The sequence below is a fragment of the Pseudomonas sp. TE12508 genome, from assembly GCF_056279485.1.
In genome coordinates, this window is the sequence record NZ_JBWCCN010000008.1 from 36897 (window position 1) to 61447 (window position 24551).

At 58.2% G+C, this 24551-nt stretch carries 40 protein-coding genes; 31 read left to right on the forward strand and 9 right to left on the reverse strand.

Annotated features, from left to right (window positions below):
• Positions 1–54: 54 nt before the first annotated feature.
• The gene (locus ACZ9IM_RS12545; protein WP_476224084.1) at positions 55–240 is read left to right on the forward strand and encodes a hypothetical protein; all 186 of its coding nucleotides are present in this window, start codon (positions 55–57) and stop codon (positions 238–240) included.
• A 91-nt stretch (positions 241–331) separates the two neighbouring features.
• Positions 332–586: a hypothetical protein gene (locus ACZ9IM_RS12550; RefSeq protein WP_476224085.1), complete on the forward strand. Its 255-nt coding sequence runs from the start codon at positions 332–334 to the stop codon at positions 584–586.
• 27 nt (positions 587–613) lie between these two features.
• Here ACZ9IM_RS12550 and ACZ9IM_RS12555 read toward each other — a convergent pair whose 3' ends face one another.
• Positions 614–1222 (reverse strand): hypothetical protein, encoded by a 609-nt coding sequence (locus tag ACZ9IM_RS12555; RefSeq protein WP_476224086.1) that lies wholly within the window; start codon positions 1220–1222, stop codon positions 614–616.
• Positions 1223–1333: 111 nt separating this feature from the next.
• Here ACZ9IM_RS12555 and ACZ9IM_RS12560 point away from each other — a divergent pair, with 111 nt between their 5' ends.
• Positions 1334–1531, forward strand: coding sequence for a hypothetical protein (locus ACZ9IM_RS12560; RefSeq protein ID WP_476224087.1), 198 nt, complete (start codon positions 1334–1336; stop codon positions 1529–1531).
• Here the strand turns inward: ACZ9IM_RS12560 and ACZ9IM_RS12565 are convergent.
• The 8 genes from ACZ9IM_RS12565 to ACZ9IM_RS12600 form a co-directional block, all read right to left on the reverse strand.
• A complete protein-coding gene (locus ACZ9IM_RS12565) occupies positions 1528–1848 on the reverse strand; it encodes a hypothetical protein (RefSeq protein WP_476224088.1) in 321 nt (106 codons plus the stop codon). The two genes, ACZ9IM_RS12560 and ACZ9IM_RS12565, sit on opposite strands and share 4 nt — an antisense overlap.
• A gap of 81 nt (positions 1849–1929) precedes the next feature.
• Complete coding sequence (locus ACZ9IM_RS12570) at positions 1930–2220, reverse strand: hypothetical protein (protein ID WP_476224089.1); 291 nt, start codon at positions 2218–2220, stop codon at positions 1930–1932.
• Positions 2221–2231: 11 nt separating this feature from the next.
• On the reverse strand, positions 2232–2516 hold the full coding sequence (locus ACZ9IM_RS12575) for a hypothetical protein (RefSeq protein WP_476224090.1): 285 nt from the start codon (positions 2514–2516) through the stop codon (positions 2232–2234).
• Positions 2517–2862: 346 nt separating this feature from the next.
• Positions 2863–3006 carry a hypothetical protein gene (locus ACZ9IM_RS12580; RefSeq protein WP_476224091.1) on the reverse strand — a complete coding sequence of 48 codons (144 nt, stop codon included), beginning with the start codon at positions 3004–3006 and terminating at the stop codon, positions 2863–2865.
• 100 nt (positions 3007–3106) lie between these two features.
• Positions 3107–3304: a hypothetical protein gene (locus ACZ9IM_RS12585; RefSeq protein ID WP_476224092.1), complete on the reverse strand. Its 198-nt coding sequence runs from the start codon at positions 3302–3304 to the stop codon at positions 3107–3109.
• A gap of 20 nt (positions 3305–3324) precedes the next feature.
• Positions 3325–3717, reverse strand: coding sequence for a response regulator transcription factor (locus ACZ9IM_RS12590; RefSeq protein ID WP_476224093.1), 393 nt, complete (start codon positions 3715–3717; stop codon positions 3325–3327).
• 45 nt (positions 3718–3762) lie between these two features.
• Complete coding sequence (locus tag ACZ9IM_RS12595) at positions 3763–4110, reverse strand: response regulator transcription factor (protein ID WP_476224094.1); 348 nt, start codon at positions 4108–4110, stop codon at positions 3763–3765.
• Positions 4111–4471: 361 nt separating this feature from the next.
• The gene (locus ACZ9IM_RS12600) at positions 4472–5206 is read right to left on the reverse strand and encodes an XRE family transcriptional regulator (RefSeq protein ID WP_476224095.1); all 735 of its coding nucleotides are present in this window, start codon (positions 5204–5206) and stop codon (positions 4472–4474) included.
• A gap of 90 nt (positions 5207–5296) precedes the next feature.
• Between ACZ9IM_RS12600 and ACZ9IM_RS12605 the strand changes: the two genes are divergently transcribed.
• From ACZ9IM_RS12605 to ACZ9IM_RS12740, 28 genes are all read left to right on the forward strand, one after another.
• Positions 5297–5506 (forward strand): YdaS family helix-turn-helix protein, encoded by a 210-nt coding sequence (locus ACZ9IM_RS12605; protein ID WP_476224096.1) that lies wholly within the window; start codon positions 5297–5299, stop codon positions 5504–5506.
• A gap of 144 nt (positions 5507–5650) precedes the next feature.
• Positions 5651–6352, forward strand: coding sequence for a phage antirepressor KilAC domain-containing protein (locus ACZ9IM_RS12610; protein ID WP_476224097.1), 702 nt, complete (start codon positions 5651–5653; stop codon positions 6350–6352).
• Between the two features lie 11 nt (positions 6353–6363).
• Positions 6364–7143, forward strand: a complete 780-nt coding sequence (locus ACZ9IM_RS12615; protein WP_476224239.1) for a helix-turn-helix domain-containing protein — start codon at positions 6364–6366, stop codon at positions 7141–7143.
• Entirely contained in the window at positions 7140–7841 is a 702-nt protein-coding gene (locus ACZ9IM_RS12620) for a replication protein P (RefSeq protein ID WP_476224098.1), read from the forward strand. The genes ACZ9IM_RS12615 and ACZ9IM_RS12620 overlap by 4 nt, the downstream gene beginning before the upstream one ends.
• Positions 7834–8037, forward strand: a complete 204-nt coding sequence (locus tag ACZ9IM_RS12625) for a hypothetical protein (RefSeq protein WP_476224099.1) — start codon at positions 7834–7836, stop codon at positions 8035–8037. The genes ACZ9IM_RS12620 and ACZ9IM_RS12625 overlap by 8 nt, the downstream gene beginning before the upstream one ends.
• The gene (locus ACZ9IM_RS12630; RefSeq protein ID WP_476224100.1) at positions 8034–8165 is read left to right on the forward strand and encodes a hypothetical protein; all 132 of its coding nucleotides are present in this window, start codon (positions 8034–8036) and stop codon (positions 8163–8165) included. Before ACZ9IM_RS12625 ends, ACZ9IM_RS12630 begins: the two co-directional genes overlap by 4 nt.
• Complete coding sequence (locus ACZ9IM_RS12635; RefSeq protein ID WP_476224101.1) at positions 8162–8593, forward strand: VRR-NUC domain-containing protein; 432 nt, start codon at positions 8162–8164, stop codon at positions 8591–8593. The genes ACZ9IM_RS12630 and ACZ9IM_RS12635 overlap by 4 nt, the downstream gene beginning before the upstream one ends.
• The gene (locus tag ACZ9IM_RS12640; RefSeq protein ID WP_476224102.1) at positions 8590–9879 is read left to right on the forward strand and encodes a tyrosine-type recombinase/integrase; all 1290 of its coding nucleotides are present in this window, start codon (positions 8590–8592) and stop codon (positions 9877–9879) included. The genes ACZ9IM_RS12635 and ACZ9IM_RS12640 overlap by 4 nt, the downstream gene beginning before the upstream one ends.
• Before the next feature lie 2 nt (positions 9880–9881).
• A complete protein-coding gene (locus ACZ9IM_RS12645) occupies positions 9882–10220 on the forward strand; it encodes a hypothetical protein (protein ID WP_476224103.1) in 339 nt (112 codons plus the stop codon).
• Positions 10221–10223: 3 nt separating this feature from the next.
• The gene (locus ACZ9IM_RS12650; RefSeq protein WP_150704043.1) at positions 10224–10577 is read left to right on the forward strand and encodes an antiterminator Q family protein; all 354 of its coding nucleotides are present in this window, start codon (positions 10224–10226) and stop codon (positions 10575–10577) included.
• 238 nt (positions 10578–10815) lie between these two features.
• Positions 10816–11073 carry a hypothetical protein gene (locus ACZ9IM_RS12655; RefSeq protein WP_476224104.1) on the forward strand — a complete coding sequence of 86 codons (258 nt, stop codon included), beginning with the start codon at positions 10816–10818 and terminating at the stop codon, positions 11071–11073.
• Positions 11074–11166: 93 nt separating this feature from the next.
• A complete protein-coding gene (locus tag ACZ9IM_RS12660; RefSeq protein ID WP_476224105.1) occupies positions 11167–11484 on the forward strand; it encodes a hypothetical protein in 318 nt (105 codons plus the stop codon).
• Complete coding sequence (locus ACZ9IM_RS12665) at positions 11481–11714, forward strand: hypothetical protein (RefSeq protein ID WP_476224106.1); 234 nt, start codon at positions 11481–11483, stop codon at positions 11712–11714. Before ACZ9IM_RS12660 ends, ACZ9IM_RS12665 begins: the two co-directional genes overlap by 4 nt.
• A 19-nt stretch (positions 11715–11733) precedes the next feature.
• Positions 11734–11931, forward strand: coding sequence for a DUF7940 domain-containing protein (locus ACZ9IM_RS12670; protein WP_476224107.1), 198 nt, complete (start codon positions 11734–11736; stop codon positions 11929–11931).
• Between the two features lie 12 nt (positions 11932–11943).
• Positions 11944–12687: a hypothetical protein gene (locus tag ACZ9IM_RS12675; protein ID WP_476224108.1), complete on the forward strand. Its 744-nt coding sequence runs from the start codon at positions 11944–11946 to the stop codon at positions 12685–12687.
• A 123-nt stretch (positions 12688–12810) separates the two neighbouring features.
• Entirely contained in the window at positions 12811–13353 is a 543-nt protein-coding gene (locus ACZ9IM_RS12680; protein ID WP_476224109.1) for a terminase small subunit, read from the forward strand.
• Positions 13328–15268, forward strand: a complete 1941-nt coding sequence (locus ACZ9IM_RS12685; protein WP_476224110.1) for a phage terminase large subunit family protein — start codon at positions 13328–13330, stop codon at positions 15266–15268. Before ACZ9IM_RS12680 ends, ACZ9IM_RS12685 begins: the two co-directional genes overlap by 26 nt.
• A 5-nt stretch (positions 15269–15273) precedes the next feature.
• Positions 15274–15477 (forward strand): phage head-tail joining protein, encoded by a 204-nt coding sequence (locus tag ACZ9IM_RS12690; RefSeq protein WP_476224111.1) that lies wholly within the window; start codon positions 15274–15276, stop codon positions 15475–15477.
• A 1-nt stretch (position 15478) separates the two neighbouring features.
• Positions 15479–17047 (forward strand): phage portal protein, encoded by a 1569-nt coding sequence (locus ACZ9IM_RS12695; protein WP_476224112.1) that lies wholly within the window; start codon positions 15479–15481, stop codon positions 17045–17047.
• Positions 17007–19013 carry a prohead protease/major capsid protein fusion protein gene (locus ACZ9IM_RS12700; RefSeq protein WP_476224113.1) on the forward strand — a complete coding sequence of 669 codons (2007 nt, stop codon included), beginning with the start codon at positions 17007–17009 and terminating at the stop codon, positions 19011–19013. Before ACZ9IM_RS12695 ends, ACZ9IM_RS12700 begins: the two co-directional genes overlap by 41 nt.
• A 62-nt stretch (positions 19014–19075) precedes the next feature.
• Positions 19076–19429, forward strand: coding sequence for a DUF2190 family protein (locus tag ACZ9IM_RS12705; protein WP_476224114.1), 354 nt, complete (start codon positions 19076–19078; stop codon positions 19427–19429).
• 27 nt (positions 19430–19456) lie between these two features.
• Positions 19457–19777 carry a head-tail joining protein gene (locus ACZ9IM_RS12710; RefSeq protein WP_476224240.1) on the forward strand — a complete coding sequence of 107 codons (321 nt, stop codon included), beginning with the start codon at positions 19457–19459 and terminating at the stop codon, positions 19775–19777.
• Between the two features lie 3 nt (positions 19778–19780).
• Positions 19781–20335 (forward strand): hypothetical protein, encoded by a 555-nt coding sequence (locus tag ACZ9IM_RS12715; protein ID WP_476224115.1) that lies wholly within the window; start codon positions 19781–19783, stop codon positions 20333–20335.
• Entirely contained in the window at positions 20332–20526 is a 195-nt protein-coding gene (locus tag ACZ9IM_RS12720; protein WP_476224116.1) for a DUF2635 domain-containing protein, read from the forward strand. Before ACZ9IM_RS12715 ends, ACZ9IM_RS12720 begins: the two co-directional genes overlap by 4 nt.
• Complete coding sequence (locus ACZ9IM_RS12725) at positions 20526–21998, forward strand: phage tail sheath subtilisin-like domain-containing protein (protein ID WP_476224117.1); 1473 nt, start codon at positions 20526–20528, stop codon at positions 21996–21998. The genes ACZ9IM_RS12720 and ACZ9IM_RS12725 overlap by 1 nt, the downstream gene beginning before the upstream one ends.
• A gap of 24 nt (positions 21999–22022) precedes the next feature.
• Positions 22023–22391 carry a phage tail tube protein gene (locus ACZ9IM_RS12730; protein WP_476224118.1) on the forward strand — a complete coding sequence of 123 codons (369 nt, stop codon included), beginning with the start codon at positions 22023–22025 and terminating at the stop codon, positions 22389–22391.
• Complete coding sequence (locus ACZ9IM_RS12735) at positions 22391–22693, forward strand: hypothetical protein (protein ID WP_476224119.1); 303 nt, start codon at positions 22391–22393, stop codon at positions 22691–22693. The genes ACZ9IM_RS12730 and ACZ9IM_RS12735 overlap by 1 nt, the downstream gene beginning before the upstream one ends.
• Before the next feature lie 100 nt (positions 22694–22793).
• Positions 22794–24551, forward strand: coding sequence for a phage tail tape measure protein (locus tag ACZ9IM_RS12740; RefSeq protein ID WP_476224120.1), 1758 nt, complete (start codon positions 22794–22796; stop codon positions 24549–24551).

Here is a 24551-nt window from a genome sequence, read left to right on the forward strand (position 1 = left end):
TTCAATAAGTTGGGTTATTTATTTATGTCGAACTCAGCCTGAAGGGAGGCAGACATGAGACTGCAAAGCGATATCGATGCACTCGCGGCAATCGAGGAAGACGCTCAAATGATGCTCAAGCGAATAGGGCTCCCCGATGATAAGCAGAAGCTTGAGGTCGTAATCTGCTTGCGGCAGATCATTGAGCTTGCCACCTACAGGAAGGCGATAGACCGAGGTGCTGAGCCTTTGGTGCGGTAGGCGACGAAGCCAGCCGCCCAGCTAACTGGCGTGATTCGTTGAAGTGGGGTATTTGTGTTCGGCCCGGCATGGAGCCGGATTAGGAGGTGTTATGAAGCCGTTAGTTGATCGCCCGTGGACAAATGTTCTGACAATTGAGAGCGGGAAAGGCAAGGATAAGGAAGTAATGGCTCAGCCGAAGTGGGGCGAGAATTCCAATCCGATTCCAGTCTCGGTAGATGTGACCATTAACGATGATGGCGATAGGGTGATATGCACTATTGATGGCCCTTTTGAAAGTATCGAGCACGCTGAGCAGCTCGCGCTTAAGAAAGCCACCGATTGGTATGACCGAGGAAACGGCTGAGAGCGCGGCGCAATAGGTGAAGGCTGGTCAGGCTAGGTATGCGCGCTCAAAGTCGTTGGCTGGGTAGCGCTGGCGCTCGCGATACTGCTTCAGAGCGACCTTGTAGCTAGCTTTGGCTGCCTTCATTGTCGGAGCCCACTCACCGGCAACTTCCAGCGTTTCGTAGGGTGACCACTGCGAGAAGCTGTAATGGCGTCGATGTTGCCGGTAGGCGCTTCCGCGAGGGTAGCGGACCATCCGGTACTCTCGATTTCTCCACTCGCCGCGCTGCTGGAACATTGGCTGGTTGATGCCGAGGAAGTGGGCGAAGCCGTCGTAGCACTCGCACTCGTCAAGATAGGCATCAAACTTGGTGCGCTTGGGCGGCAACGGCGCGGGCGGCATTTCCGCGATGGCAAATCGTTCGCCTTCTTCTGTTGCGAAGTAGAGGACTTCGCTCTGGTCGCAAAACGCCGGGGGCTTGCGGCTTCCCATGAGTCCCAGGGCTACCAAGGCTTCAAGGTCTGGCATGTCGCCGTGCCCTGGTCCAGCAAGGAATCGGTTTCGATATACATGGCGACTGTCTCGGCAATCTGGCCGCAGACCCAGGGTGTGCCAAAGCAGGCTGATCTGCGCCTGAGTGGGCTTGCTATCCATGGTGTTCTCCAATGCAGGCGCCGCCCTCCGTGACCGGATGCGGCAGTGGCAATTTTGGTTGCGGTGAGGTATTACGGGTGACCGGCAAGGGGCCGGATCAAGGAGTTCGACATGAGTCAGCAAGCCCAAATAGATGCCTTGGAACACCTGCTTATTGCTGTATTGAAGAAAAGCCCAATGACGCTGCCAACCGAATCTATTTTCGAGTCGGCACATGGGTCCATCTTTGGAAGCGACGGCCCGCCCGGTACAACTGAAAAAACCGAAGCAGCAAGTTACTTGCAGCACCTGAAATTGAAGTTGAGCTAATCGTCGACGCTGCGCAGTGCTTCGCGGTTGTAGGCCAGCTCCAATTTTCGCGACATGTTTTCACTGATCGTGATTTCGTGTCGCGACATGTTGGCAAAGCGGGCTGATTCTTCGGTCGGCGCGGCGGCGAGGTTGATTATGAAAGTCGTTACCGTCTCCTGCCATTCCTCGAAGTCATGACGCTCGCCCAGCACATCAAGTGCATCAGCAAGCGCCTTCGACACAATCAGCGTGCGCTTCTCGGCGCCGATCCGATCCAGCAGGGCACGCTCCTTGGCGCGCTTGGCCTTCTGAATATCCGCGTTGCTCGTGGCCATGGCCTACCTCTTCAATTCCGTGGGCCGGTAGATCCAGCCAAGTCTGTCGCCGGCGCTGTCGCACCTGGTTGTTGAGGCGCCTCACGATTTGAAGGTGAAGTTGTTTTCACTAGCAATCAGCCGGGCGCGCTTGGCTTCCATGCCGCATTCTTTCGCGGCCTTGGCGACTGGCGTGCCGGCCTCGGCCAGCTCCTTCAGCCTGGGTGCGATCTTGTCCCGCTCAGCCCGCAGCTTGTTGCTGTGAGTGGTGGTGAACATCGGCACTTCAGTGCTGACACCTGCGGCGATCTGCTGCACCGTCTTGCCGGCGGCGAAGAACTGATCCAGCTTCTGGTTCAGGTTCGAGATGATCTCGTCCCGTGGGTTGGGCATTGGCGCTCCGATCATTTGTCCCACCCATCGATGTTCACCTTCGCTCCGTCGGCCTGCGCCTCCAACACCTGCGCCAAGTTGACCGCCGCCTTCCAGGTGAATCGAAAACCCTTCACCTTGCCGGTCGCACGCTCGATGACGTGGTAAGCGTTCACGCCCTTGGTCACGACCTGAAAGCGGATTTTGCTGACCGGGGCGTCTTTCCCGATCATCGCGTAGAACTCGGCGGTGGCCGCCGTCGCGCGGATGTGGAGGGCAATGTTGCCTTCGACTCGCGCTTGCATTAATGGGTGCATGGCAGATCCTCGGTGTTGGGTTGCGTGTATTCGTCAGCACTCGGGCCATCTGCTGGTTGCCGTTGGGCGCAGGGGAGAGTGCTGACGGATAAAGGCAGGCGTAAAAAAGCCCGATCGGAACCGGGCTTTTGTTTGCGTCACGGGTACCACCCTACGTGAGCGCCTCCCAGGCCCGCTTCTGGCGACGGCCTGGGTTTGAATCGTCATCGGTGTGTTGTCGCTGGGGTGGCCTACCGATTGCTCGGCCGGTGCGCGGTGACACCGTCGGCCCAGATGCCGCTACCTGTCTAGAGTCTTGAGCGAAGCCTTCAGGCTTTCTTCGCTACCCAAGTTTTTGGCGGGGCGTTCAGCGCCAGAACGCTGTCGCCCCGATGGTCGTTCGCCAGCGTTCACGGATGCAGCGCTGGGGGTCGGTCGCTTCCGCTTCAATACGATCCGGTTCTGGCCGGGAGTCGCTGAGCATGGCGCCGATCAGGACGATATGGAGCATGTTGGTCTCCAGTGGATTTGTGCAGGTGGCCGGTATAAGCCGGGGTTTCGTCCGCATCCCGCTGCACCCTGTAGCCAAGGTGCAGAAGCGATGCTGTCCGTTACTCGCGAGTCCGGTCTTTCAGGATGCGAACCCGATCTTCATCGAACCATTCAGGCTGAAGCAGCACGTTGTTTTTCAGCGCACAAGGGGGCTGAAGCCGATACTGATCTGGCCCATTTAGTTGCTGGGCACGTGCGGTGATGACTCCGTAGAAGCCGGTAATCTTGTCCTCAGCTTTCTGTCCAAGCTCGATCATGATTTCTCTCTCTGTTGGAGTTACGCGGCGCGCTCCAGTGTTTCGGCGCGACGGGTGATTCGTATCTGGGCAATCCGAACCGATGGTGGTCGGCGATCGCGGCGTGCGGGTTCGACTGACTGGATGTTGGCCATGGCGTTCATAGCCAGCAGCGCGGCCAGGACAAAGCACATGGGGGAGATGATCTGTCGGCGCATTGCCTCGGCCACCAGAGCGGCACGGCGGGTGACACCGAGCTTGAACATTGCGTTGGTGAGACGTTTCGCGACGGTGCCCGGCGATATGCCGGCCTCCCGTGCTATCTCCTTGGCGGTCAGCCCCAAGGCAACCCATAAAAGGAACTGAAGTTCTCGCGGTGCCAGGCCGCGCCCGAGATGACCCTTCCATGTGCCATTTACGATTTCTGTTTCCATCGTCGTGATTCCCGGTTGATTTCAAATTTCAGCTTGTCGAACGCTTTATTGACTGAGGTGCTGAACTCGCCGATCTGACACCCTTCGTTCCGGACGCATTGATTGGTCATCGATCATCGTGCGGACCGCAATGACGGCGAGCACGACACAAGCGGGGCAAATTATTTGGCGCTTCATAGCCTCGGCGACCATTGCCGACTGCCTATGCACTCCGAGCTTGAACATCACACTTGAAAGGCGCTTGGCCACGCTGCTCGGTGCTAATCCGAAGTCTTTTGCGATCTCTTTAGCTGTATGTCCCTGGGCAACCAGAAGCAGGAATTGAATCTCTCGGGGCGCCAGGCCGCGTCCGAGATAACCTCGCCAATCGCCGCTGATGATTGCCTCTTCCATCGTCGTGACTCCCGGTTGGTTTCCCAATGCACCCGGCCAACCAGGTGCATCAGTGAAAATTTCCGTGTCCCTTCGGCGCTGCTGGCGCGGTACGGGCTCGTTCAAGTTGTTTCTCCGGCCGCGACTCAGTCCGCCGGATAACTGTTTGCGGTGCTTTACGCTGCACACCCGGGTCAGTTGCCAACCCTCTGAACCGTTGAGGCCGGTTCATCGCTGCCTTCCATCTGGCCGGTTGTTATCCGGCGATGGGCAAAATATAGGGTAGCCTTTATTTTGAGTCAACAGGTATGCCTTTATTTTTTTGAGTGGGCGAAAAAAAATCCCGCGAATGGCGGGATTCATTCAGAAAGCAGACGGAAAACTACCAGAGAGCAGACGACCAGAAGACTCTTCCAAGCACGGCAATTTCTTTCTGAAGCATTTCCTGGGGCGTGTACTCCTCATCCGGATGCTCGTCACGATTGAAACTTCGCATACGGATGCCGCCGCCTGGCAATCGGTAAAGTGTCTTCACTCGCAGTTGCCCGCCATGATCCAGTGCGTACATTTTCCCGTCGGTAATCGCCGTCGTTCCGCGATCAACACCGACAGTACTACCGTCCGGAAGTACCGGCTCCATGCTGTTTCCTGAAACAGTAACGCACACCGCCTCTGATGGCTGAACACCCTGCCTGCGTAACGTCATTTTGCCAAAGCGCAGCTTTTGCTTAACTGACTGCTGGACGGCAGTGATCCCGGCGCCTGCAGACAGCTCAACTTCCTTGAGAAACGGCACATAGACCTCGTCGTCATCCAGCGGTGTGTCATCGTCCCACACATCAATAGGGCCGAGAAGGACCGCATTTGACTCGACAGTCGAGTATTCCTTGTCGGTGATCGCTGAGGTTTTACCCTCAGGAGATCCCGTCCCTTCCGACAGCCACACAGGATCGACACCGCATATCTGGGCAAGCTTTATCAGATGCCCGGATGTTCTGGTGAGCCCGCGTTCAATCTCCGAAACGGAGGCCTGCTTTATACCAGCGCGCTCCGCTAACTCGACCTGAGTCAGGCCGGCGTTTTTGCGTGCGCGTTTCAATCTGTCTTTGAGTTCCATACCCGCCAATTTATAGGCCAGCCTTTAGAGTTGCAAAAAGGTATCCCTTTCCATAACATAAAGGCATCCCTTTATATGGGCGGAGATTTGATGAACACCAATTTCAAAAAGCTCGTTGAGCATTTCGGTTCGCAGTCAGCGACCGCTGCCGCCCTAAACGTGAAACAGGGCTCGGTTAGCGGATGGGTCCGGGGGCTTCATGGATGCTCGGCGGAAGTCGCGTTGCTTGCCGAGATCGTCACCGGCGGAAAGATCCTCGCTCGTGATTTGAGGCCGAGTCTCCCAGACCAAGCAGCCTGACCGTTGCGCTAATTATCCGGGATCGAATCGATTAAAAGCAGCACTCCGGATTAGCTGTTGATTCATCCAGTACTTAAACAGCAGACACAAAAAAGCCGGTGGCTAGACCGGCTTCTTCACAACACAAACACTTGAGGGACCATTATGAACACGATCGTCGCTCCAAGCAATACGGTCACCATGTCGAGTCGGGAGATCGCCGAGCTCACGGGGAAACAGCATCAGCACGTCATGCGCGACACCAAGCGCATGCTCGGGGACCTTGGTTTTGATGCGTCCACTTTTGGACGCATCTACCACGATGGCCTGAACCGTCAGCAAACCGAGTACGTACTCGGCCAGGACCTGGTCATCACCTTGCTCGCCGGGTACAGCGCACCGCTTCGGTTTCGTGTCGTGACACGTTTGCATGAACTTGAAACCGTGTCACGACAGGCCGTCACGATTCCTAAAACATTGCCTGAAGCCCTACGGTTCGCCGCGCTGCAAGCCGAACAGAATCTCCAACTCCAGCAGGTGATCGACAAGCAAGCCCCGAAAGTCGAAGCACTCAATCGCTTGGCCAAAACTCAGAGCGACGTCTGCATCACCACCGCCGCGCAGCTGCTCGGCGTTCGCCCGACCCGGCTTTTTGCTTGGCTTAATCAAAACCGCTGGATCCATCGCCGCACCGCTCACTCGAGCTGGGTTGCGTATCAGCCTCGCCTCACCTCCGGAGTTCTCAAGCACAAGCTGGTCAAGGTCGGCGGCGGGGAAGGGCAAGACATCAAGGTCATCGAACAAGTGATGGTGACCCGATCGGGCATCGTTGCGCTGGCAGAACAACTTCAAGGATCCGCGCTGTGAGCGTCCAAGCAATGTCATGGGCGCTCTCTCTGCCCACGCAATCCCTCAAAGACTCAAGCGCGCGTCATGTGCTGCTGTGCCTGGCCAACTACGCCGGTTCGAACGGTGCTGGCGCCTTTCCGTCTGCTTCCACCCTAGCTCAAGACACCGGCCTCTCTGAGCGTACCGTCCGTTACAAGCTCGACGATCTGGAAAAGTCCGGACTGATCCAGAAGGGCAACCAAGCAATCGCGGCTGTGCACATTGATCGTCATGACCGCCGGCCAGTTGTTTACGACCTTCAGTTATCGCGGGGTGCAAATCCTGCACCCCGTACAAAACGGGGTGCAGATGACGCCACGGGGTGCAACTCACAACAGAACGGGGTGCAGCCTGGAACAGAACGGGGTGCAGAGGCTGCACCCAATACATCAATTAACCATCAAGGAACCGAACAGCAGCAGCGGCAGCCGATTGTCGACGTGATTGCAGAACAGGATCAGGCAGCTATCGAAGCACTGGATGACCGCCAACGCTTCGCCATGTTCGCTGCTTGGACTCCGAGCGAGAAGGCACTGACCGACCAGCTTGCGATCGCCAGGCTTCCCGCCGAAGTCATCACCGACCAACTGCTTGAAACGTTCATGGGTTTCTACGTGGCCCGTCCGACGTCAGTTCACAGCGCCGCTGGTTGGTGCTTTGAATTGGTCAAGTGGGCAAAGCGAGACAAAACCAGAGCCGCCGGTGCCGGTGCACAGACGGACGAGTTCGACGACACCAATATCGAATGGATGAATGGGGGTGCCAAATGAAAACGGTTTCCACGGTAGCGGCCAATGCCATGACCAAGGTCCGCTATGGCGAGTTCATCGAAGCCGCCACGGATGTTTCGCTGCAGGCCCAGCAAGATCAGGCCCGTGAAACCGGGAAGGTGATCAACCAGCTGTTTCGCCAGATGCGTTCGATCCGGACAGCCTGGCGTCAGGCCTGGCCGGACAAGAAGGCGTACATGGAATCGAAGGCTACCTGGCTGCAAGCGTTCATTGAAAACGGCATCTGCACCCAGGAGCAGATCGATATTGGTCTGATCCGCTGTCGCGCCGAACCGTCCGACTTCATACCCAGCGTCGGCAAGTTCATTCAAGGTTGCGTGCCCACGCCGGAGATGCTCAAGCCACCGTTGCCGAGCGTGGAGGCGGCTTACAAGCAGGCTTTACGGAACTGTCACCCAACGATGCACGGCATTGCAAAGTGGTTTCATCCGGCCGTCTACCATGCGACCGCCGCCGCCGGGTTCAACAGCCTGCCACTGCTAAGCCGGGAGCTTGGCCTGATCAGCTTCGAGAAGCGGTATCTGGAGCAGGTTCGCAAGGTCTGGATGGGTGAGCAGCTCGGCCCGGTGCCGGTAGCGGAGTTGGCCGGTCCAGCACCCGAACGCACCCCTGAGGTTGGCAATCAGGCGCTGGCTGCTCTCCGCGCTATGCGCTCGGGAGGTTCCGCCCGTGTCTGACTCTCGCCTTGCACCGACCAATCCGACCGAATACCGATTCGCTGTGCACTGCTGCGGCTACAAGTTGGATCTCACCGACAAGCCAGATCGCGCGGTTGCGCTGTTCGAACATCGTGCCGTTGCGCAGCAGTTCGGCCGTTTGATGTGGCCGAGCACCTTCGAAGTCATCGACGTCATCACCGGGGAGAAGGTATGAGTGCCTACCTGAACGACATTCTGATTCACCTATGGCTCATTTTCATGCTGATCGCTGCCGGTGGGGTGCTGCACGGCATTCGTCTGCTGGCCCGACGTAGGCGGCTGGCGCGGGGTGAGCGCCCATGAAGTTGCCAAGCCCCAAGCTGTTCAAACAGAAACCCGTTCGCGCCAAGTCCATCGACCGCGAAGGACAGGAGCAGGCAGCGCTGATGACTGAGTTGCGCATCCGCATGCCGGAAGTCGCCGACCTGATTTATCACGTCCCCAACGGCGGCCATCGCCTCAAGTCGGTGGCGGCAAAGCTTAAGCAACAGGGCGTGGTGGCCGGTATTCCCGACCTTGTGCTGACCATGGCTCGCGGCGGTTACTTCGGTCTGTACATCGAGTTCAAAGCCACGCCGCCGAACGATGCCGCGATCTCGGCCAGCCAGCATGAACGTATCCGCAAACTCAACGAGCAGGGATATCTGGCGGTGGTGTGTCGTGGCCATTTCGACGCCATGGAGCAGATCCGCGCCTACCTGCGTCTGGCTCCGACTTCGGTGGTCGCATGAGCACCGCCGCGGTCAATCTCTCCGACGCCGAGATCCGCCGGCAGGCCGCTGATTCGTCAGTACACACCCTGCGTGATCCGCGTCATCCGGGGCTCTACTTCCGGTTCAGTGAGGGCAGGGCCCGCGGCTCCTGGTACTTGGTGGTGAAGCGTTCTTGGCGCCGGATCGCCGGATATCCAGACCTCAAGGCCAATGCCGTGTTGGCGGTGCTGCCCGAGCTGCGTCAGCGTCTGGTGCTCAAGCCGAACGCGAGTGCAGCCATCGAGGCCTGGAGCACTGTCGGCGATTTGCTCGACTGGTACGGTGATCGGATGTCGCGGGACCGCTCGCTTTCGGATAAGCGTAAAGCCGGCGGCAAGACAGCGATCGCCTGTCATCTGAAGCCACGCCTCGCAGACCTGCCTATTCGTGACGTGAGTGCCCAGACCCTCGATCAGATGCTGATGTGGCCGCTGCAAGCCATCCTGTCATTGTCCTATGTGCAGCAACTCTACCGCCTGCTGTCCGCCGCGTTCCGGCAGGCGCACAAGCTGGACCTGATCCCGACCAACCCGATGGCCGGCATGAAGTTCGCTGACTTCACCACCGCTCGAATCGTGCCCAAGGCAGCCCGCCTACGCGGCGTGCAGATTCCTGAGGTCCTAACCTTGCTGATCGAGCGTTTCGAGACTGCTCCGGCAGACGCCATGCTAGCCCTGATGATGCTCTGCCATGGCACCCGCATCGGCGAAACCCGCATGACTCGCTGGGCTGATATCGCGCTGCCTGAGCGTGAGTGGTTCATCCCGGCCGAGCACACCAAGACCAGGACCGAACACCGCCTGCCGCTGACCGATCAGGTATGCGCTCTGCTGCGCCGGTACCGCGCCGTCCAGTTGGCTGCCGGCTATCAAGGCGCCTACCTGTTCCCGTCGCGCCGCGGGCTGGCACTCAGCGACAACCAGGCGAGTGCCGTGTTCACCCGGTTGGGCATGGGCGGGTGGACCAGTCATGACCTGCGCAAGGTAGCCCGTACAGCCTGGACAGACCTCGGCATCGACGGCCACATCGGCGAGATGCTGCTTAACCACTCGCTGGGCAAGATCGCCTCCACCTACATCAACACCCAGGCCACCGAGCAGCGTCGACTGGCGTTGGTGAAGTGGCACGACTGGTTAGATGGCCGTGGCTTCAAGGCCATTCACGGGCAGACAGGCGTTAGATATGAAGAATCGCAAAACACCCTGCAAGCCACGAACGGCGAGGCCTGCAAGGTGATTCCACAATTTGTTAATGGCGAGGTTTAAAAATGGACAAAAAGACTCATGGCCCCGCCTTCAATAGGCAGGTGATCCCGCTCAAGCCATGCCTGACATGCCACGGTAAAGCGGTGATTAGGGGCGTGTTCCATCAGATCGATTGCATTCAGTGCAACGCTTCTGGATGGGTTCGGGAGGACAACGATCAGCCTCTGGCGCTTCAGGATCTCGTCACCCAGCTGAGCTTCAACTTGAAGCACGCCCATGGACAGATCGAACAACTCCGCAACCCTGCGAGCACGATCAGGGGCAACCAGGTCGACGTGATCGAGTACTACGAACAGAACAACCGTCGCGGCGCCGGCGGCACGAATTTCACGGGGGATTGATCAATGGCCAGAACGAAGAGCTTCACCGAGCGCACATCGGAAGACCTGCTGGAGCATTGGGGTCGCTGGGTGGTGCTGGGCTCAGGTGTGTCCTGCTGCGCATCTCGCGAGAACACCCTGCATACGCCAATGATCACGGATGACGATGCGCTGATGATCGATGGTCTGATGGGTCGCTTGCTGAAGCGCTACCCGGAATGCGGGAATGTGCTGATGAAGTACTACACCGCGCGGGACAAGGCCCTGGTAGATGTGGGTAAGAAATTGGGGTTTGGGGAAGAGAAGACCAGGCAGCTATGGAAGGCTGGAATCGCATGGATTGATGGGGCTTTAGATATTCGTCGAGAGGCTGCTTGACAGGACCGGGGCCTATATATAGATTTCAGTTACTTTGCGGTTTTTCCGCGAGCAAAGCCCGACTCTGAAGTTGGGCTTTTTGCTTTTTACAGTTCACAGAGCCTCGGCATTTGCTGGGGCTTTTTCGTTTTCGGCTCCACCACACCCATTGCTCCGAGCTGGGAGTGCTGCTGGAGCTGACCCAAATCCGCAGGCGAAAGACTGATAGGCCCTCCTGCTCATAACCCGAGGAAACATCATGTCTCCAGTAATGCGTTGCAAAATGGTCTGCCACGAAGTTACCCATGTTCGTCACGCCAACCAAGAGCGCGACGATCCGCTGTGTGACGTCAGATTCGGTGCGGTGTGTGCGCTTCCAAAAGATCCGCCAGGCGAGAACGCTGTATTTGGCAAGTACACGCCTGTCGCTGAGTACAAGGCCAAGATCGTGAAGTCCGTGGCCGACAAGCTCGAACCAGGTAAGTCGTACTACATCGATTTCACCCTGGCGGAATAAATTCTCCAGTTTCCAGCGCCTCGGCAAATTCCGGGGCTTTTGTTTTGGGCTCCGCCCAGGCCAATGCAGGCCATTTTTATTACGGTACCGCCCATGACTGAAGTCTCGCGCATTGCAGACAGCACCACATTCAAGGTCGCTGTCCCGATACTGCAAACGATCCTGTCGGCCGGTGCCATTGGTGCGTTTGTCTACGTCGTCGGCTCGCTTGGATCACTCCAGGTCCAGTTAGCCAATTACCAAACAAATCAGGCCCTCATCGGCCAGCGGGTCGACTCGCTGGAGCGGTCCAGGGAGTCGACGGACAAGCTGATCGACTCCCTTCGCATCTCGACCCAGCGGCAAGAATTTCAGATCAACCAAGTCGGTGAAAGCCTCAAGACTCTCGTCCAGACAGGTAGACCCAAGTGAAGCTCTTGCTGATCGTCCTCATGTTGCTCACTGGTTGCGCGCAGAAAGAAACGATCCAAGAGCAGCCAAAGGTTTACCGAACGACCATTTACCGATACGTCAGCGATCAATGTGTCGATCAAAGCTCTGCGCTGCGCGAAGCCCTGAAAAGCCGAGATCATTGGAAGCGCTACGCCGAACGCCTTGAGCAACTACCTGCAGCGAAGACAACCAATGACCCTAATCCCTGAATGGCGAAAGTTCTGGCGAATGACCAGTGTTCAATTGGCGATCGCCGGCGCGATTCTGAATGCCGCAGCGGCTGGATGGTCGGTGTTTCAGGGCGCCGTGGATCCTCTGGTCTTTGCCGTGGTGAACATGGGACTCAGCATTGCAGTGGCTGTAGCCAGGGTGGTGCAGCAGTCGAAGCTGCATGAACCGAAAGATGAGCCTGCCCAGCCCGAATAGATTGGAGGGGCGATGATAAAGATCGACGTCCATACCAATGTGGAAGAGCTTTCTAAGGCTCTGCGCACTGTTGGTAGCAAGCAGATACCCTTTGCGTTTGCCTTGATGGCCACGCGCTTGGCCATGCTCGTTAAGCAGGGTGAGCTCTCAGTGTTGAGGGCTCGTCTCGATAGGCCAACTGCGACCACGATGAACAGCCTCTATGTGAAGGCTGCCAAGAAGGGCAACCCAGAGGCGCGCACCTTCTTTAAGGATGCATGGACCTCAGGTGTGCCAGCGGACACCTACCTGCAACAGGCAGTGAAAGGCGGTCGCCGGCCACATAAGCGTTTCGAGAAAGCACTGATCGGCAAAGGCATCATGAAGCCAGGTCAGTACGCAATCCCAGCAGCATCAGCACTCAATCAATTCGGCAACGTACCGCGCGGCACGATTATGAAGATCCTGTCGGGCTTGGGTGCGGCCGAGACTGTCAGCGGTGTGCAGGCCAACGCCACGGGCAGTAAGCGCAGCAAGCGCAAAGGCAACGCCCAGAAGTATTTCGCAGGTGATGTCGATGGTACCCAGGGTATCTGGGAGAGGAAGAAGACTGCGTTCGGTGATGCTGTTCGCCCTGTCTTCATCTTCAGCGAGGGCGAGCCTGGCTACCGAGTGATCGTCCCGTTCTACAAGATCGCAGACAATATCGTGAAGGCGAACCGAGCGAAGGAATTCGCCAGCGCGATGGATCAGGCACTGTCGACAGCCCGGGGCTGACGGGCAGGGCAGGGGGTACCCCCCCTTTGGGTCCTTCCCGGGACCCCAACCCCTTGCGGGTAATTCGGGCCCCGCCCATCAAATATGTATGACCTTTTTTTAGAGGTTGGTTGTTGTTTAATCATGGCCAAAAACGAAACAACCAAGCAGCGCGGATGGTTGAACAAATCCGACATGGCTTCGAGCCTGGGGATTTCTCCGCAAGCCTTTGACAAATGGGGAGTTGCGCCTGTCGCACGCATCGGTCGTGAGGCGTTCTACACCGTACAGAACGTGGTCGAAAACCGCGTTGAACATGCGCAGCGGAAACAACAACCAACGGGTGAGGGGACCGAAGGCATCGATCCGTTGGTGGAATACAAACTGATGGCCGAGCGCTTGCGCCTCACTGCCGCACAAGCCACCTCACAAGAGAAGAAGAACCAGGTGGATGACCGGCAGTTGGTGCCGGTCCCATTCGCCACTTTCGCCCTCGCAAAAATCGCCGCTCAAATTGGTTCGAAGTTGGACACCGTCGGCAAGACGGTAGCCCGCCGACACCCCGAGGTTGACCCTCGAGTCGTCGAATCGATGGAGCGCGAACTGGCCCTGGCACGAAATATCGCTGCCGAGTTTGGCGAGCGTCTTCCGGAATTATTAGATGAGTATGTCGAGTCCATGGCTTAACGATCTGCGCAAGTCGATCAAGCTCGGACTCCAAGCGCTCTATAAAGAACCGCCGCAGACAGCAGTCGAGTGGGCGGATAAAAATTTCTATATGTCGGCCGAGTCCTCTTATCACGAGGGCAAGTGGACGACCGAACCGTTCCAGGTTGCGATCCTCAACAGCATGGGGAACGACCTGATCAGTGTCGTCAACTTCATCAAGTCGGCGCGGATCGGATACACCAAGCTGTTGATGGCGAACATTGGTTACAAGATCCAGCACAAGCGCCGCAACATAATGATGTGGTGCCCGACGGATCCTGACGCCGAGGATGTGTCACGCACTCACGTCACAGGCATGATTCGCGACGTACCTTCGGTTCGCGATCTGGCGCCGTGGTTCGGTCGCAAGCACAGCGATAATACGCTGGATCAGAAGGTGTTCTCCAACCGCCGCACCCTCTGGTGCCGCGGTGGCAAGGCATCCCGTAACTACCGGGAGAAGTCTTGCGACGAAGTGATCTACGACGAACTGTCGAACTTTGACGCCAGCGTCGAAGGCGAGGGTGCGCCGATCAGTCTTGGTGACAAACGACTGGACGGCGCCACCTACCCTAAATCAATTCGGGGCTCGACTCCGAAACGTGCTGGGTCTTGCCAGGTCACGAAGGCGGTTGAAGAGTCGCCGTACCTGCTGCGCTTTCACATCAACTGTCCGCATTGCCACAAAGAGCAAACGCTGAAGTGGGGCGGCAAGGACTGTGACTTCGGACTCAAGTGGGAAAAGAACAACCTCGGTGAAGCGACCAAGGCTTGGTATCTGTGCGAGCACGCTGCCTGTGTCATCTGGCACCAGGACATGGTTGAAGCGGCGAAGACCGGGCGGTGGGTTTGCGATAACACCGGCATCTGGACCCGCGACGGGATGGACTGGTTTGGCGTTGATGACGAACTGATCCGCACGCCGCGCTCCGTGAGCTTCAGCATCTGGGCGATCTACAGTACGTGGAACACCTGGCTGAAGTTGGTGGATGAATGGCTGAAGGTCAAAGGCGACGTTCAGAAGCTGATCACTTTCATCAACACCACGCGTGGTGAAACATGGGACGACGACCAAGGGGAGAAGCTCGACTCTGAAGTTCTGTACGGACGTCGCGAGGTTTATCCGCAGGTGCCGGCGCTTGGACTTGTCCTCGTCGGCGGCATTGATACACAGGACGACCGCTACGAGGGTCGTGTCTGGGCGTTCGGTCCAGGTGAGGAAGCGTGGCTGGTTCACCGCTTCATCCTGATGGGTGACCCGGCAAGCGAGGAACTGCGGCGCAAGGTAGGCCTCGAGTTGCACCGTCAGTTCACCAGATCAGACGGTCAGATCATGAAGGTCGAACGGTGGACGTGGGACTCCGGCGGTCACTACACCGACGAGGTGTACGCCGAGAGTCGCAAGCATGGCCCTCAGTGGGTCATTCCAATTCGCGGTGCCAATACCTACGGCAAGCCAATCGCGAACATGCCGCGCACCAAGAACAAACTCAACAAGGTTTACCTCACAGAGATTGGCACCGACAACGCCAAAGAGCTGCTGTACGCACGCATGAAGATGCCGATCGACACCGCCAAATCGCAGGCGGCCGAGTCTCAGCCAGGTGTCGTCCACCTGCCAGCCAACGATGTGATCTGCGATGAGTCGGAGGTGAAACAGCTCACCTCCGAGAAGAAGAAAGCGGTCATCTCCAAAGGCAAGCGTGAGATGCGCTGGGACGCCGGCGGCCGCCGCAACGAAGCGCTCGACTGTTTCGTTTACGCGCTCGCTGCGTTGCGCATCTGCCAACAGCGCTTTGGTCTGAACCTCGACTTGTTTGAATCAGCATTGGGCGGCGGTGCCGCGACCGACAACGTGGAACGCCCGCGGGCGAAATCCAAATACTGGAAGTGAGACTGATGGCCTTCACCCTGGAGCAATACGAATCGCTCAAGGCCGCTGTGGCCGAGGGTGCGCTTTCGGTTCGATATGCAGACAAGAGCGTCACCTACCGATCGCTCGACGAGATGTTGCGCTTGCTCAAACTGATGGCCACTGAGCTTGGCCTGAATGCCCACAACGACGGCGGTCGTCGCTACGCATCATTCTCGAAGGGGTATTGAAATGGGTGTAATCAGTGACCTGTTTCCAGGCATCGCTGCGAAACGCGCCCAGCACAAGCTGAGCAAACTTCGCACAGACATGATGATCGGCACGTTGGAGCGACGGTTTGAAGGGGCTGCTGGTGGTCGTCGTAATGACGGATGGCGCAGCGCTGGCAGCGATTCCAATGTGGAAAACGCACCAGCCCTTGCTCGTTTGCGGAACCGTGCGCGCGATCTTCGAAGGAACAATCCATACGCAGAGCGGGCAATAACAGGCATCGCCGACAACGTCGTCGGCGCCGGGGTTGTTCCTCGACCCAAGGCAAAACGTGATCGAGACAACGAACGGCTTGGCGAACTCTGGCGTGCGTGGGGTGAGACGGCGGCATGCGATGCCGACGGCCTTGAGAATTTCTATGGTCTGCAGCACAAGATTATGGAAGCTATCGTAACGGATGGTGAGTGCCTGATCCGCCGCCACCGTCGATTCAGTTCGGATGGCCTTCCGGTTCCGGTTCAGCTGCAAGTGTTGGAAGCAGACTTCTTGGATGAAACCAAGGACGGCAGCTTAAACAAAAACAGAATTATTCAGGGCGTTGAGTTTGATGCTGCTGGCAAGCGCGCAGCTTACTGGCTTTTCGATGAGCACCCAGGCGCTAACAGCGCATGGAGTTCGCTGACTTCCCATCGAGTTCCTGCTGAAGACGTGATCCATGTGTTTCTGGGTAAGCGCCCTGGCCAAGCTCGCGGCTACAGCTGGCTGTCTCCGGTTATGCAACGGCTTCGCAGCTTCGATGAAATGGAAGACGCGATCATGGAGCAGGCCAAGATTGCGGCCTGCTTCGCAGCGTTCGTAACCAAGGATGAAGCCAAGGGAAACTCCTCTACCGCCCGACCTCCACTGATTGAACGGATAGAGCCTGGGATCATTCAGGAGCTTTCAATGGGTGAGGCGGTAAGTTTCGCTACGCCGCCAACCTTCAATGGATACACCACGTACGCATGGCAGGTGTTGCATGCAATCGCCGTGGGACTTGGCATTCCGTACGAGCTACTCGCTGCCGATCTGAAAGGGGTCAACTTCTCCAGCGGTCGCATGGGTTGGCTGCACTTCGCTCGCCGCGTGGATGTCTGGCAATGGCGAATGTTGATTCCCCAACTTTGCGATCAGGTCTGGCGCTGGTTCATGGAAGCCCAGGTGCTTCTGCCTGGCGGTGTTGCCGAAGCAGTTCTGGCCGAGTGGGTCCCCCCACGCCGCGACATGGTGGACCCGGCGGCTGAGTTGAACGTCATCAAAGACAGAATGCGCAACGGCTTGCTGCCCCCTGACGATGCGTTGCGCGAGATGGGCTACACCAACCCGGACGATGTGATGCGCCGTTATGCCGAGCACTTCAGCAAGATTGATGCGCTGGGGTTGGTGTTCGATTACGACGCTCGAAAGGTGTCCGGCGCTGGGCTGACCCAGGCTCGACCAGAAGGCACCGTTATTCCTTCAACCGAAGTCAGCGATGCCCCGGCGAAAACCAACGAAGAGAATTCAGACGATGCCAACCCCGAACCAACCGACGATCAACAAGACGCATGAGACGCCGATGCTCAGCCTGCGCGCGGCCGTGCGCGAAGGTTCGGTTGATGTCGAGCAACGCACGGTAGAACTGACCTGGACCACTGGATCGAAAGGCCGCCGCTGGTCGTGGGATATCGGTAGCTACATGGAAGAACTTGAGGTCAGTGCCAAGGCGCTGCGCCTTGATCGCCTGAATAACGGAGCTCCGTTCCTAAATGCCCACAGTTCATACGAACTCTCCGACGTCATTGGCGTTGTAGAGAAGGCGTGGATTGAAGGCGAAGAAGGGCGAGCCCTTGTTCGATTCAGCCAGCGCGAGGATGTCGAAGGCATCTTCCGTGATGTGCAAGACGGGATCTTGCGGAACATCAGCGTTGGCTACGCGGTTCACCGCTACGAGGTGATCGAGGAGGAAGACGACAAGTTGCCGACCTACCGCGCTGTCGATTGGGAGCCTCTGGAATTGTCATTGGTTCCGATCGGCTTTGATGACGGCGCGAAGATCCGCAGCGCCAAAACCGCCGCTGACTATCAGGGCCAACGCTTCAACACCATTTTCGAAGTTCGCGAGGCGCAACAGCCTCACGACCAACCGGCCGCCGTGGCCAACACCACCGAGGAAACCCCGATGACTGAAGAAGAAAAGCGCGCGGCCGAGGAGCTGATCCGCAAACAAGCGGAAGAGGCTGAGCGCAAACGTAGCTTGACCATTCGCCAGATGGCGAAGAAGGTTGAGCTTGGCGACGATGTCGCTGATGACCTGATTGCTCGCGGCGTCTCGATCGCCGATGCCAGTTCCGCGCTGATCGACAAAGTGGCCGAGCGGCAAGCCGGTAATCAACCACAAACGCGTAACAGCCAGCCGACCGTAACAGGTGGCGTTGATACCACCGTGTTGGTGGCCAAGCGTTTCGCGATGATGAACGCCCTGGATCACCGTTGTGCACCCAACACCATCAAGCTTGAAGAAGCGGGCCGCGAGTTCCGAGGCATGCGCCTGGTGGACATGGCGCGTGAATGCGTCGAGATGGTCGGTGGTAGCACCCGCGGCTTGATGCCGGCGGAAATCGCCAAGGCTGCACTGGGTTGCGATCGTCAGGCAATGCGCTCGGCGGGCATGCACTCCACCAGCGACTTCCCACTGCTGCTGGGTAATACCGTCAACCGCACCCTCCGTGCGGCGTACGAAGTTGCCCCACAGACCTGGCGCCCACTCGGTCGCCAGACCACTGTGCCGGACTTCCGCGCTGTAACCCGGGCAGCGCTCGGCGACATCGCGGCACTGGAACAAATCAAGGAACACGGCGAGTACCAATACGGCACCCTCGAAGAAGACGGTGCGCCAATCAAGGTCGCCAAGTTCGGCAAGATCATCGCCATCACCTGGGAAGCGATCGTTAACGATGACCTGGGCGCGTTCACCCGTGTCCCTCAAGCCCTGGGTAATGCCGCCGCGCAAACCGAATCGGATGTGGTGTGGTCGCTGCTGCTGGGTAACCCGAACTACACCGATGGCGTTGCGATCTTCCATGCCAACCACGGAAACCTTGCGGCATCTGGCGGTGCGATCAATACCACCACGCTGGCGGCCGCACGGGCTTCGATGCGGAAACAGAAAACCAAGGGCGGCGCTTTCCTGAACCTGGCCCCAGAGTTCTTGGTGGTCGGCCCAGACAAAGAGCTGGAGGCGTATCAGTTCACCAGTTCCAACTACGTGCCAGCCAAGAACGCTGACATCAACGACAGCCGCAACGCCGCGCTGACTGTGATTGTTGATGCTCGCATCACCGGTAACCAGTGGTATCTGTACGCCTCGCCGGGTGTCGTCGACACCTTCGAGTACGCGTACCTAGAAGGCGAACAGGGCGTGTTCACCGAAACCCGCGAGGGCTTCGAAGTGGATGGCATGGAGATCAAGGCTCGCTTGGTGTTTGGCGCTGGCTGGATCGATTACCGCGCGGGCTACAAGAACCCTGGCGCCTGATCCCTCTGGGCGTCAAGCGGCGCCCAGTGCCCCTTTCTTTCTCCAGCCTCAATAGGTGAAGCATGAAAAATTACATCCAAGCGGGTGACAACCTGACCGTTGTCGCACCAAGTGGCGGTACCGTTTCGGGCGGCCTGTACAAAGTCGGCGCGATCATTGGTGTTGCCGCGACTACCGAAGTGGCCGGCGATCTGGTCGTTCTTAAAACCGGCGGTGTCTTCGACCTGGCGAAAACCAGCGCTCAAGCCTGGGCCGTCGGCGACGTTCTGTTCATGAACACCACAACCCGTGTTCTGACGAACGTCTCTGCTACTGGCCTGGTGTTGGTCGGCTTGGCCACCGAAGTGGCGGCGAACCCAAGTGCAACCGGCGCGTGCCGCCTCAACGGCGTCTCTGCTCCCGTAGGGGTGCCATAAGTGGGCTGGGCCTCAATGGCCCAGCGCATGCTTGGCGTTTCGATTCGCACCTTCAGTGAGCCATCGGCGTCCATCGATCCCGATGGCGCCGTGTACTGGCTGACTGATGGAGTAGCGCCCGGCGTGCCACTGGCCCAGGCCGTGTTCGATACCGCTCATGTTTCCGTAGATCCAGAAACTGGTGCGCCAGTATCGAGCCAAAACCCCGTCCTCGGCGTTCGATTGATCGATTTGCCGAACAAACCAACGAACCGTGACCGCGTCATGGCCCGGGGCGAGCTGTTCACGATTAGCGACGTCCAGCCCGATGGTGTGGCTGGCGTCACGATCATTCTCCGAAAGGCTTGAGCCATGGCCCATCCGCGCGAACTGATCCGCAAGCAGGCCGTTGCGGTGCTGCTGGGTGCCACTAATGCAGGGGCGAGTGTGTATGCCAGCCGCGTAGCGCCGTTGATTTCCAACGGTTGGCAGAGCGAGCTCCCCGCAATCATCGTTTACACGATGGACGAGTCAGGCGAGATCTTTAACCAGGCGCCTCGCGAGTACCGGCGCCGGGTGGAGTTGGTGGTGGAGATCCACGCTGAAGGCAACGTAGCGCTGGATGACACCCTTGACACACTGGCGCGGCAAGTCGAACGCCTGCTTCTCATGGACGACACTCTCGGCGATACCGTGAACGACTTGCAATACGTGCGCTCGCGCATGGTTTTGCTTGATCAGTCGGAGCAGCTGACCGGCGCCTGCCGCCTCATCTTCGAGGCTGAGTACTTCGATCGCCACCCGGACGATCTCTTTAACGAAAGCCTACCGGATCTGAACACGGTTTCGACCGAGTACAGCCTGGACAACGCCCAACCCAATCCAGCGGATCGTGCCCAAACGATCATTGAGGACCTGAACCCATGACCACCCGAGTGCTGGTTAAACCCGTCGAGGGTCGCCTGGTGCGGATCCCTGGCACCTATGAAGCGCTGTCGGCCGACGGCAAGGCGCTGGAAATCAACAGCTACTGGATCCGCAAGGCTGCGGCTGGTGATGTCGTGTTTGAAACTGAACAGCCTGCAGGACAGGCCCCAACCCCAAAAGGTGAGAAATAATGGCTATCGGATACGACACCATTCCTGGGCCTGGATCGCTACGCAAGCCGGGCGTCTACAGTGAGATTGATAACAGCCAAGCTGTCAGCGGTCCGCAGTCGGTCACCTATCGTCGCCTGCTGGTCGGCCAGAAGTTGGCTGGCGGCCTCGCCGTAGCAAACACCTTAATCCGTGTGACCAGCGCTCCCCAGGCTGATGCGCAGTTCGGTGCGGGCTCCATGCTGGCCGGTATGGTGCGGGCGGCCCTGGCCATCGACACCTACACCGAACTGCTGGTAATGCCGCTGATCGACAATGCCGCTGGCGTGGCCGCTTCGGGTACGCTGGTATTCACCGGCCCAGCCACCGCTTCTGGCACTGTTGAGCTGATGATCGCCGGGCGACGCGTGCCGGTCGGGGTTATCAGTGGTGACTCCGCCACTGCGATTGGCGCCGCTGCTGCCGCTGCGATTACTGCTGCTTCCGACATGCCGGTCACTGCGGCTGCCGTAACTGGCACTGTCACCCTGACCAGCCGCCACAAAGGCGAGGCGGGCAATAGCCTCAATGCCCGGGTGAACTACTACGCAGGCCAAGCATTGCCCGCGGGCGTCGGCGTGACCGTCACCGCGTTCACAAATGGCGCAGGCAACCCTGTCCTGGACACTGCTCTGGCTGCTCTTGGTGATGAATGGCTGCATACCTGGGCTGTCCCGTACAGCGACGCGGCAAGTCTGGCCAGCATCAAGACCGAACTGAACAGCCGCTTCGCCTGGAATCGTGAGATCGAGGCTCACGCCTTCGCGGCCGCTCGCGGTACGCAGGGAAGTCTGGGCGCGATCGGTGACAGCCACAACAACCAGCACCTCACCATCATCATGGCCAACGACGAGCCAATGCCAGCTTACGAAAAGGCTGCTGAAACGATGGCACTCGCCGCGTACTACGCTGCCATCGATCCGGCTCGTCCGATTCAGAACCTGGCTTATGCCTGGTGCTTGCCGCCGGCCGCGGCTGATCGCTTCACCAACGAAGAGCGCAACCTGCTGCTGTTCGACGGCATTGCCACCAGCAAGGTGTCCACCGACGGCACCATGCTCGTTGAGCGCTTGATCACCACTTACAAAACCAACGCCGCCGGCGCGTCCGACATCAGTTACCTGGACAGCGAAACACTGTTCACCTTGATGTTTATCCGCCACGACTGGCGCGACTACATCCTGCGCAAGTACCCGCGCCACAAGCTGGCCGACAACGGCACTCGGTACGGTATTGGGCAGGCCGTCGTCACGCCGAACGTGATGAAGGCTGAAGCCATCGCCAAGTTTCGCGAGTGGGAGGATCTGGGGTTGGTCGAGAACATCGACGACTTCAAGGCCAACCTCATCGCCGAACGTAATGTCAGTGATCCGAACCGGCTCGATATGCTGCTGCCGCCAGATCTGGTCAACCAACTGCGCATCGTCGCCAACAAAATTCAGTTCCGTCTGTAAGGCGGGCTTCAGGAGAACCATCACATGGCTGGCAATAAACGCGTTGGCGGCATCATCAGCTTGAAGATCGATGGCGATATGTATTTCGCCAAGGGTGCCTTCACTTACAACCTCGGTCGACCGAAAAAAGAGGGTGTTGTCGGAAGTGACCGTGTCCACGGTTACAAGGAAACCCCTCAGATTCCCTTCGTCGAGGGAGAGATCACAGATCGCGCCGAAATGAGTCTGGAGTCGCTGCTCGATATCGCCGACGCCACGATCACCCTGGAGTTGGCGAACGGCAAAGTCATCGTCCTGCGTGAAGCCTGGTACGCAAATGAAGGCACAGGAAACACCGAGGAAGGCGCCATTCCAGTGCGTTTTGAAGGCATGTCGGCCGAGGAGGTCAAGTAATGGCGAAGGAAAAAACGCTGGTTCTCATTGAGCCTGTCGAGTTCGGTAGCGAAACCGTTGCTGAACTGACGATTTCGCGCAAGTTGAAGTACCTGCGCGGTTACTCGATGCGCGTGACATCGGATAGTAAAGGCAATGGCGCCGTCGATCTCGACTTCGCAACGCTGATTGATCTTGGTGCAAAAATGGCCGGTCGTTCGGCGGCGTTCGTTGAAGAGATGGGGGAAGAGGATCAGGGTGCGCTTATGCAGGAGGCCCGAGATTTTTTGTTCGAGCGCCTGGGGGCTGGGAATCCGGTGTAACCGCGATCGTCAAAATAATGGGAGTTCAACCGTCCGAGGTCATGGAGATGGATTTCGACGAGTTGAACTGGTGGCTTGAGCGGGCAGAGGAGTGGACGGGGTGGCAGACAAAGGCTACAGATTAAGCGTAATCATCGGTGCTGTTGACCGGTTGACCGCTCCACTGCGCGGGATGTTGGGCAAGGTGCAAGCGATCAGCGCGGGAATCAGTAAGTCACTGGACCGCGCTGGGCTTCCAGTATTCACCAACAGCCTGAAGAACGTGGGGAGCGCGATCGGCGGTGTTGGTACCGCCGTTGGGCAAAGCCGGGACAGGCTACTTGGGCTAGGGGCAACGCTGGGCATCACCTCTGCGGCAATTGGTTTATTCGTGAATGGCTATGCAGATGCCACGGGTTTGATTGGTGACACCGCCGAACGAACCGGTATCAGCCGCGAACGATTCCAGGAACTTGGCTTCGCCGCCAAGCTCACCGGATCTTCTTCGGAAGCATTGGCCGGCGCACTACAGAAGATGAACATCAACGTCGGCGCAGCGACCAAAGGTTCGAAAGAGCTCCAGGACATGTTTACCGGTCTTGGCATCAAGCTGAAGAACACCGACGGCAGCTTAAAAAGTACCGACCAGCAGTTCGACATGTTTGTTGACCGTATTTCCAAGATCAAAAATCCAGCGCTGCAGGCTCAGGCCGCAGTGAAGATTTTCGGTAAAAGCGCGACTGAGCTTTTGCCACTGATAAGGAGTGGCGGTGCCGGTATCAAGGAAATGGCCGGCGAGGCTCGGCGTCTCGGGATCGTTCTGTCCGACGATGCTGTTCGGGATGGTGAGGCTTTCGGCGACATCTTGGACACACTCAAGGCAGCTGTCGGCGGCGTCGGTAACATCATCGGCACCGCGCTGGTTCCTGAGCTCAGCAAGATGTCCACTTGGTTGACTGAGTCGATCGTCAAATATCGGCCACAAATTGAAGCGTTTGCCATGGCCTTCGCTCGGGACTTGCCGGGCAACATCGAAAGGATCGTCGGTTTCCTCGGTGATCTGTATGACGGAATCCAGCCAGTCATCACCGCTATCGGCTGGCTATCCGACACGTTCGGCGGCGCCAATGTGGTGTTTGCCGCGCTGGGCGCGTACATCGGTGGCGGGCTCATCGTCAGCATTTTCAATCTGGCGATGGCTTTCAAGGGGCTTGGCGTTGCCATCCTAACAACACCGGTCGGCTGGTTCCTTGCGGCAATTGCGGCGGTGGGGGGCGCGGCTTTCGTCATCTACAAAAACTGGGACAATATCGTCGCGTTTTTCGAAGAGAAGTGGGCTGGGGTTAAGGCAGCGTTCAGCGACGGAATCATCAACGGGATCGTCAAAGTCTGGACGGAGTACAACCCGGTCACACTGATGATGGAGGCTTTCAACGGCCTTGTGAAATATCTGACGGGTTGGGATCTCGGTGCGATTCTTGGCGAGAAAGTCAGCGCGGCAATCGGTGCAATGAAGCGCGCAATCCCGGACTGGGCAGCCGAAATGCTGGGCATTGAGATAACGGCTGGCGATTCGTCGTCAGCAGCCCAGGAAAACGTAAGTGAGTCCGGTACGCCATCGGGCACGACCACTGACCAACCACCGGCCGCTGGCGCCGCGACACCGGGTAGGGAGAAAGACCTTGCAGACGTCGGTCGCCGCGCCGCCCAGGTTGGGAATGAGACGGCAAAGCAGGCAGCAGCATCGCCGCAACCTGCAGAGGTCAGGGTGAAGGTCGACTTTGCCAACATGCCGAGGGGCGTGCAGGTGAAAACGGAAGGCAGCCAAGGTGCGAAGTTCGATACCAACCTTGGCTATTCAATGGCTTCGCCCGCTTGA

Excerpts from the sequence above, each read along its gene's own strand:
- ACZ9IM_RS12545 (WP_476224084.1), top strand. The coding sequence starts at position 55 with ATGAGACTGCAAAGCGATATCGATGCACTCGCGGCAATCGAGGAAGAC.
- ACZ9IM_RS12550 (WP_476224085.1), top strand. The coding sequence starts at position 332 with ATGAAGCCGTTAGTTGATCGCCCGTGGACAAATGTTCTGACAATTGAG.
- ACZ9IM_RS12555 (WP_476224086.1), bottom strand. The coding sequence starts at position 1,222 with ATGGATAGCAAGCCCACTCAGGCGCAGATCAGCCTGCTTTGGCACACC.
- ACZ9IM_RS12560 (WP_476224087.1), top strand. The coding sequence starts at position 1,334 with ATGAGTCAGCAAGCCCAAATAGATGCCTTGGAACACCTGCTTATTGCT.
- ACZ9IM_RS12565 (WP_476224088.1), bottom strand. The coding sequence starts at position 1,848 with ATGGCCACGAGCAACGCGGATATTCAGAAGGCCAAGCGCGCCAAGGAG.
- ACZ9IM_RS12570 (WP_476224089.1), bottom strand. The coding sequence starts at position 2,220 with ATGCCCAACCCACGGGACGAGATCATCTCGAACCTGAACCAGAAGCTG.
- ACZ9IM_RS12575 (WP_476224090.1), bottom strand. The coding sequence starts at position 2,516 with ATGCACCCATTAATGCAAGCGCGAGTCGAAGGCAACATTGCCCTCCAC.
- ACZ9IM_RS12580 (WP_476224091.1), bottom strand. The coding sequence starts at position 3,006 with ATGCTCCATATCGTCCTGATCGGCGCCATGCTCAGCGACTCCCGGCCA.
- ACZ9IM_RS12585 (WP_476224092.1), bottom strand. The coding sequence starts at position 3,304 with ATGATCGAGCTTGGACAGAAAGCTGAGGACAAGATTACCGGCTTCTAC.
- ACZ9IM_RS12590 (WP_476224093.1), bottom strand. The coding sequence starts at position 3,717 with ATGGAAACAGAAATCGTAAATGGCACATGGAAGGGTCATCTCGGGCGC.
- ACZ9IM_RS12595 (WP_476224094.1), bottom strand. The coding sequence starts at position 4,110 with ATGGAAGAGGCAATCATCAGCGGCGATTGGCGAGGTTATCTCGGACGC.
- ACZ9IM_RS12600 (WP_476224095.1), bottom strand. The coding sequence starts at position 5,206 with ATGGAACTCAAAGACAGATTGAAACGCGCACGCAAAAACGCCGGCCTG.
- ACZ9IM_RS12605 (WP_476224096.1), top strand. The coding sequence starts at position 5,297 with ATGAACACCAATTTCAAAAAGCTCGTTGAGCATTTCGGTTCGCAGTCA.
- ACZ9IM_RS12610 (WP_476224097.1), top strand. The coding sequence starts at position 5,651 with ATGAACACGATCGTCGCTCCAAGCAATACGGTCACCATGTCGAGTCGG.
- ACZ9IM_RS12615 (WP_476224239.1), top strand. The coding sequence starts at position 6,364 with ATGTCATGGGCGCTCTCTCTGCCCACGCAATCCCTCAAAGACTCAAGC.
- ACZ9IM_RS12620 (WP_476224098.1), top strand. The coding sequence starts at position 7,140 with ATGAAAACGGTTTCCACGGTAGCGGCCAATGCCATGACCAAGGTCCGC.
- ACZ9IM_RS12630 (WP_476224100.1), top strand. The coding sequence starts at position 8,034 with ATGAGTGCCTACCTGAACGACATTCTGATTCACCTATGGCTCATTTTC.
- ACZ9IM_RS12635 (WP_476224101.1), top strand. The coding sequence starts at position 8,162 with ATGAAGTTGCCAAGCCCCAAGCTGTTCAAACAGAAACCCGTTCGCGCC.
- ACZ9IM_RS12640 (WP_476224102.1), top strand. The coding sequence starts at position 8,590 with ATGAGCACCGCCGCGGTCAATCTCTCCGACGCCGAGATCCGCCGGCAG.
- ACZ9IM_RS12645 (WP_476224103.1), top strand. The coding sequence starts at position 9,882 with ATGGACAAAAAGACTCATGGCCCCGCCTTCAATAGGCAGGTGATCCCG.
- ACZ9IM_RS12650 (WP_150704043.1), top strand. The coding sequence starts at position 10,224 with ATGGCCAGAACGAAGAGCTTCACCGAGCGCACATCGGAAGACCTGCTG.
- ACZ9IM_RS12655 (WP_476224104.1), top strand. The coding sequence starts at position 10,816 with ATGTCTCCAGTAATGCGTTGCAAAATGGTCTGCCACGAAGTTACCCAT.
- ACZ9IM_RS12660 (WP_476224105.1), top strand. The coding sequence starts at position 11,167 with ATGACTGAAGTCTCGCGCATTGCAGACAGCACCACATTCAAGGTCGCT.
- ACZ9IM_RS12670 (WP_476224107.1), top strand. The coding sequence starts at position 11,734 with ATGACCAGTGTTCAATTGGCGATCGCCGGCGCGATTCTGAATGCCGCA.
- ACZ9IM_RS12675 (WP_476224108.1), top strand. The coding sequence starts at position 11,944 with ATGATAAAGATCGACGTCCATACCAATGTGGAAGAGCTTTCTAAGGCT.
- ACZ9IM_RS12680 (WP_476224109.1), top strand. The coding sequence starts at position 12,811 with ATGGCCAAAAACGAAACAACCAAGCAGCGCGGATGGTTGAACAAATCC.
- ACZ9IM_RS12685 (WP_476224110.1), top strand. The coding sequence starts at position 13,328 with ATGAGTATGTCGAGTCCATGGCTTAACGATCTGCGCAAGTCGATCAAG.
- ACZ9IM_RS12690 (WP_476224111.1), top strand. The coding sequence starts at position 15,274 with ATGGCCTTCACCCTGGAGCAATACGAATCGCTCAAGGCCGCTGTGGCC.
- ACZ9IM_RS12695 (WP_476224112.1), top strand. The coding sequence starts at position 15,479 with ATGGGTGTAATCAGTGACCTGTTTCCAGGCATCGCTGCGAAACGCGCC.
- ACZ9IM_RS12700 (WP_476224113.1), top strand. The coding sequence starts at position 17,007 with ATGCCAACCCCGAACCAACCGACGATCAACAAGACGCATGAGACGCCG.
- ACZ9IM_RS12705 (WP_476224114.1), top strand. The coding sequence starts at position 19,076 with ATGAAAAATTACATCCAAGCGGGTGACAACCTGACCGTTGTCGCACCA.
- ACZ9IM_RS12710 (WP_476224240.1), top strand. The coding sequence starts at position 19,457 with ATGCTTGGCGTTTCGATTCGCACCTTCAGTGAGCCATCGGCGTCCATC.
- ACZ9IM_RS12715 (WP_476224115.1), top strand. The coding sequence starts at position 19,781 with ATGGCCCATCCGCGCGAACTGATCCGCAAGCAGGCCGTTGCGGTGCTG.
- ACZ9IM_RS12720 (WP_476224116.1), top strand. The coding sequence starts at position 20,332 with ATGACCACCCGAGTGCTGGTTAAACCCGTCGAGGGTCGCCTGGTGCGG.
- ACZ9IM_RS12725 (WP_476224117.1), top strand. The coding sequence starts at position 20,526 with ATGGCTATCGGATACGACACCATTCCTGGGCCTGGATCGCTACGCAAG.
- ACZ9IM_RS12730 (WP_476224118.1), top strand. The coding sequence starts at position 22,023 with ATGGCTGGCAATAAACGCGTTGGCGGCATCATCAGCTTGAAGATCGAT.
- ACZ9IM_RS12735 (WP_476224119.1), top strand. The coding sequence starts at position 22,391 with ATGGCGAAGGAAAAAACGCTGGTTCTCATTGAGCCTGTCGAGTTCGGT.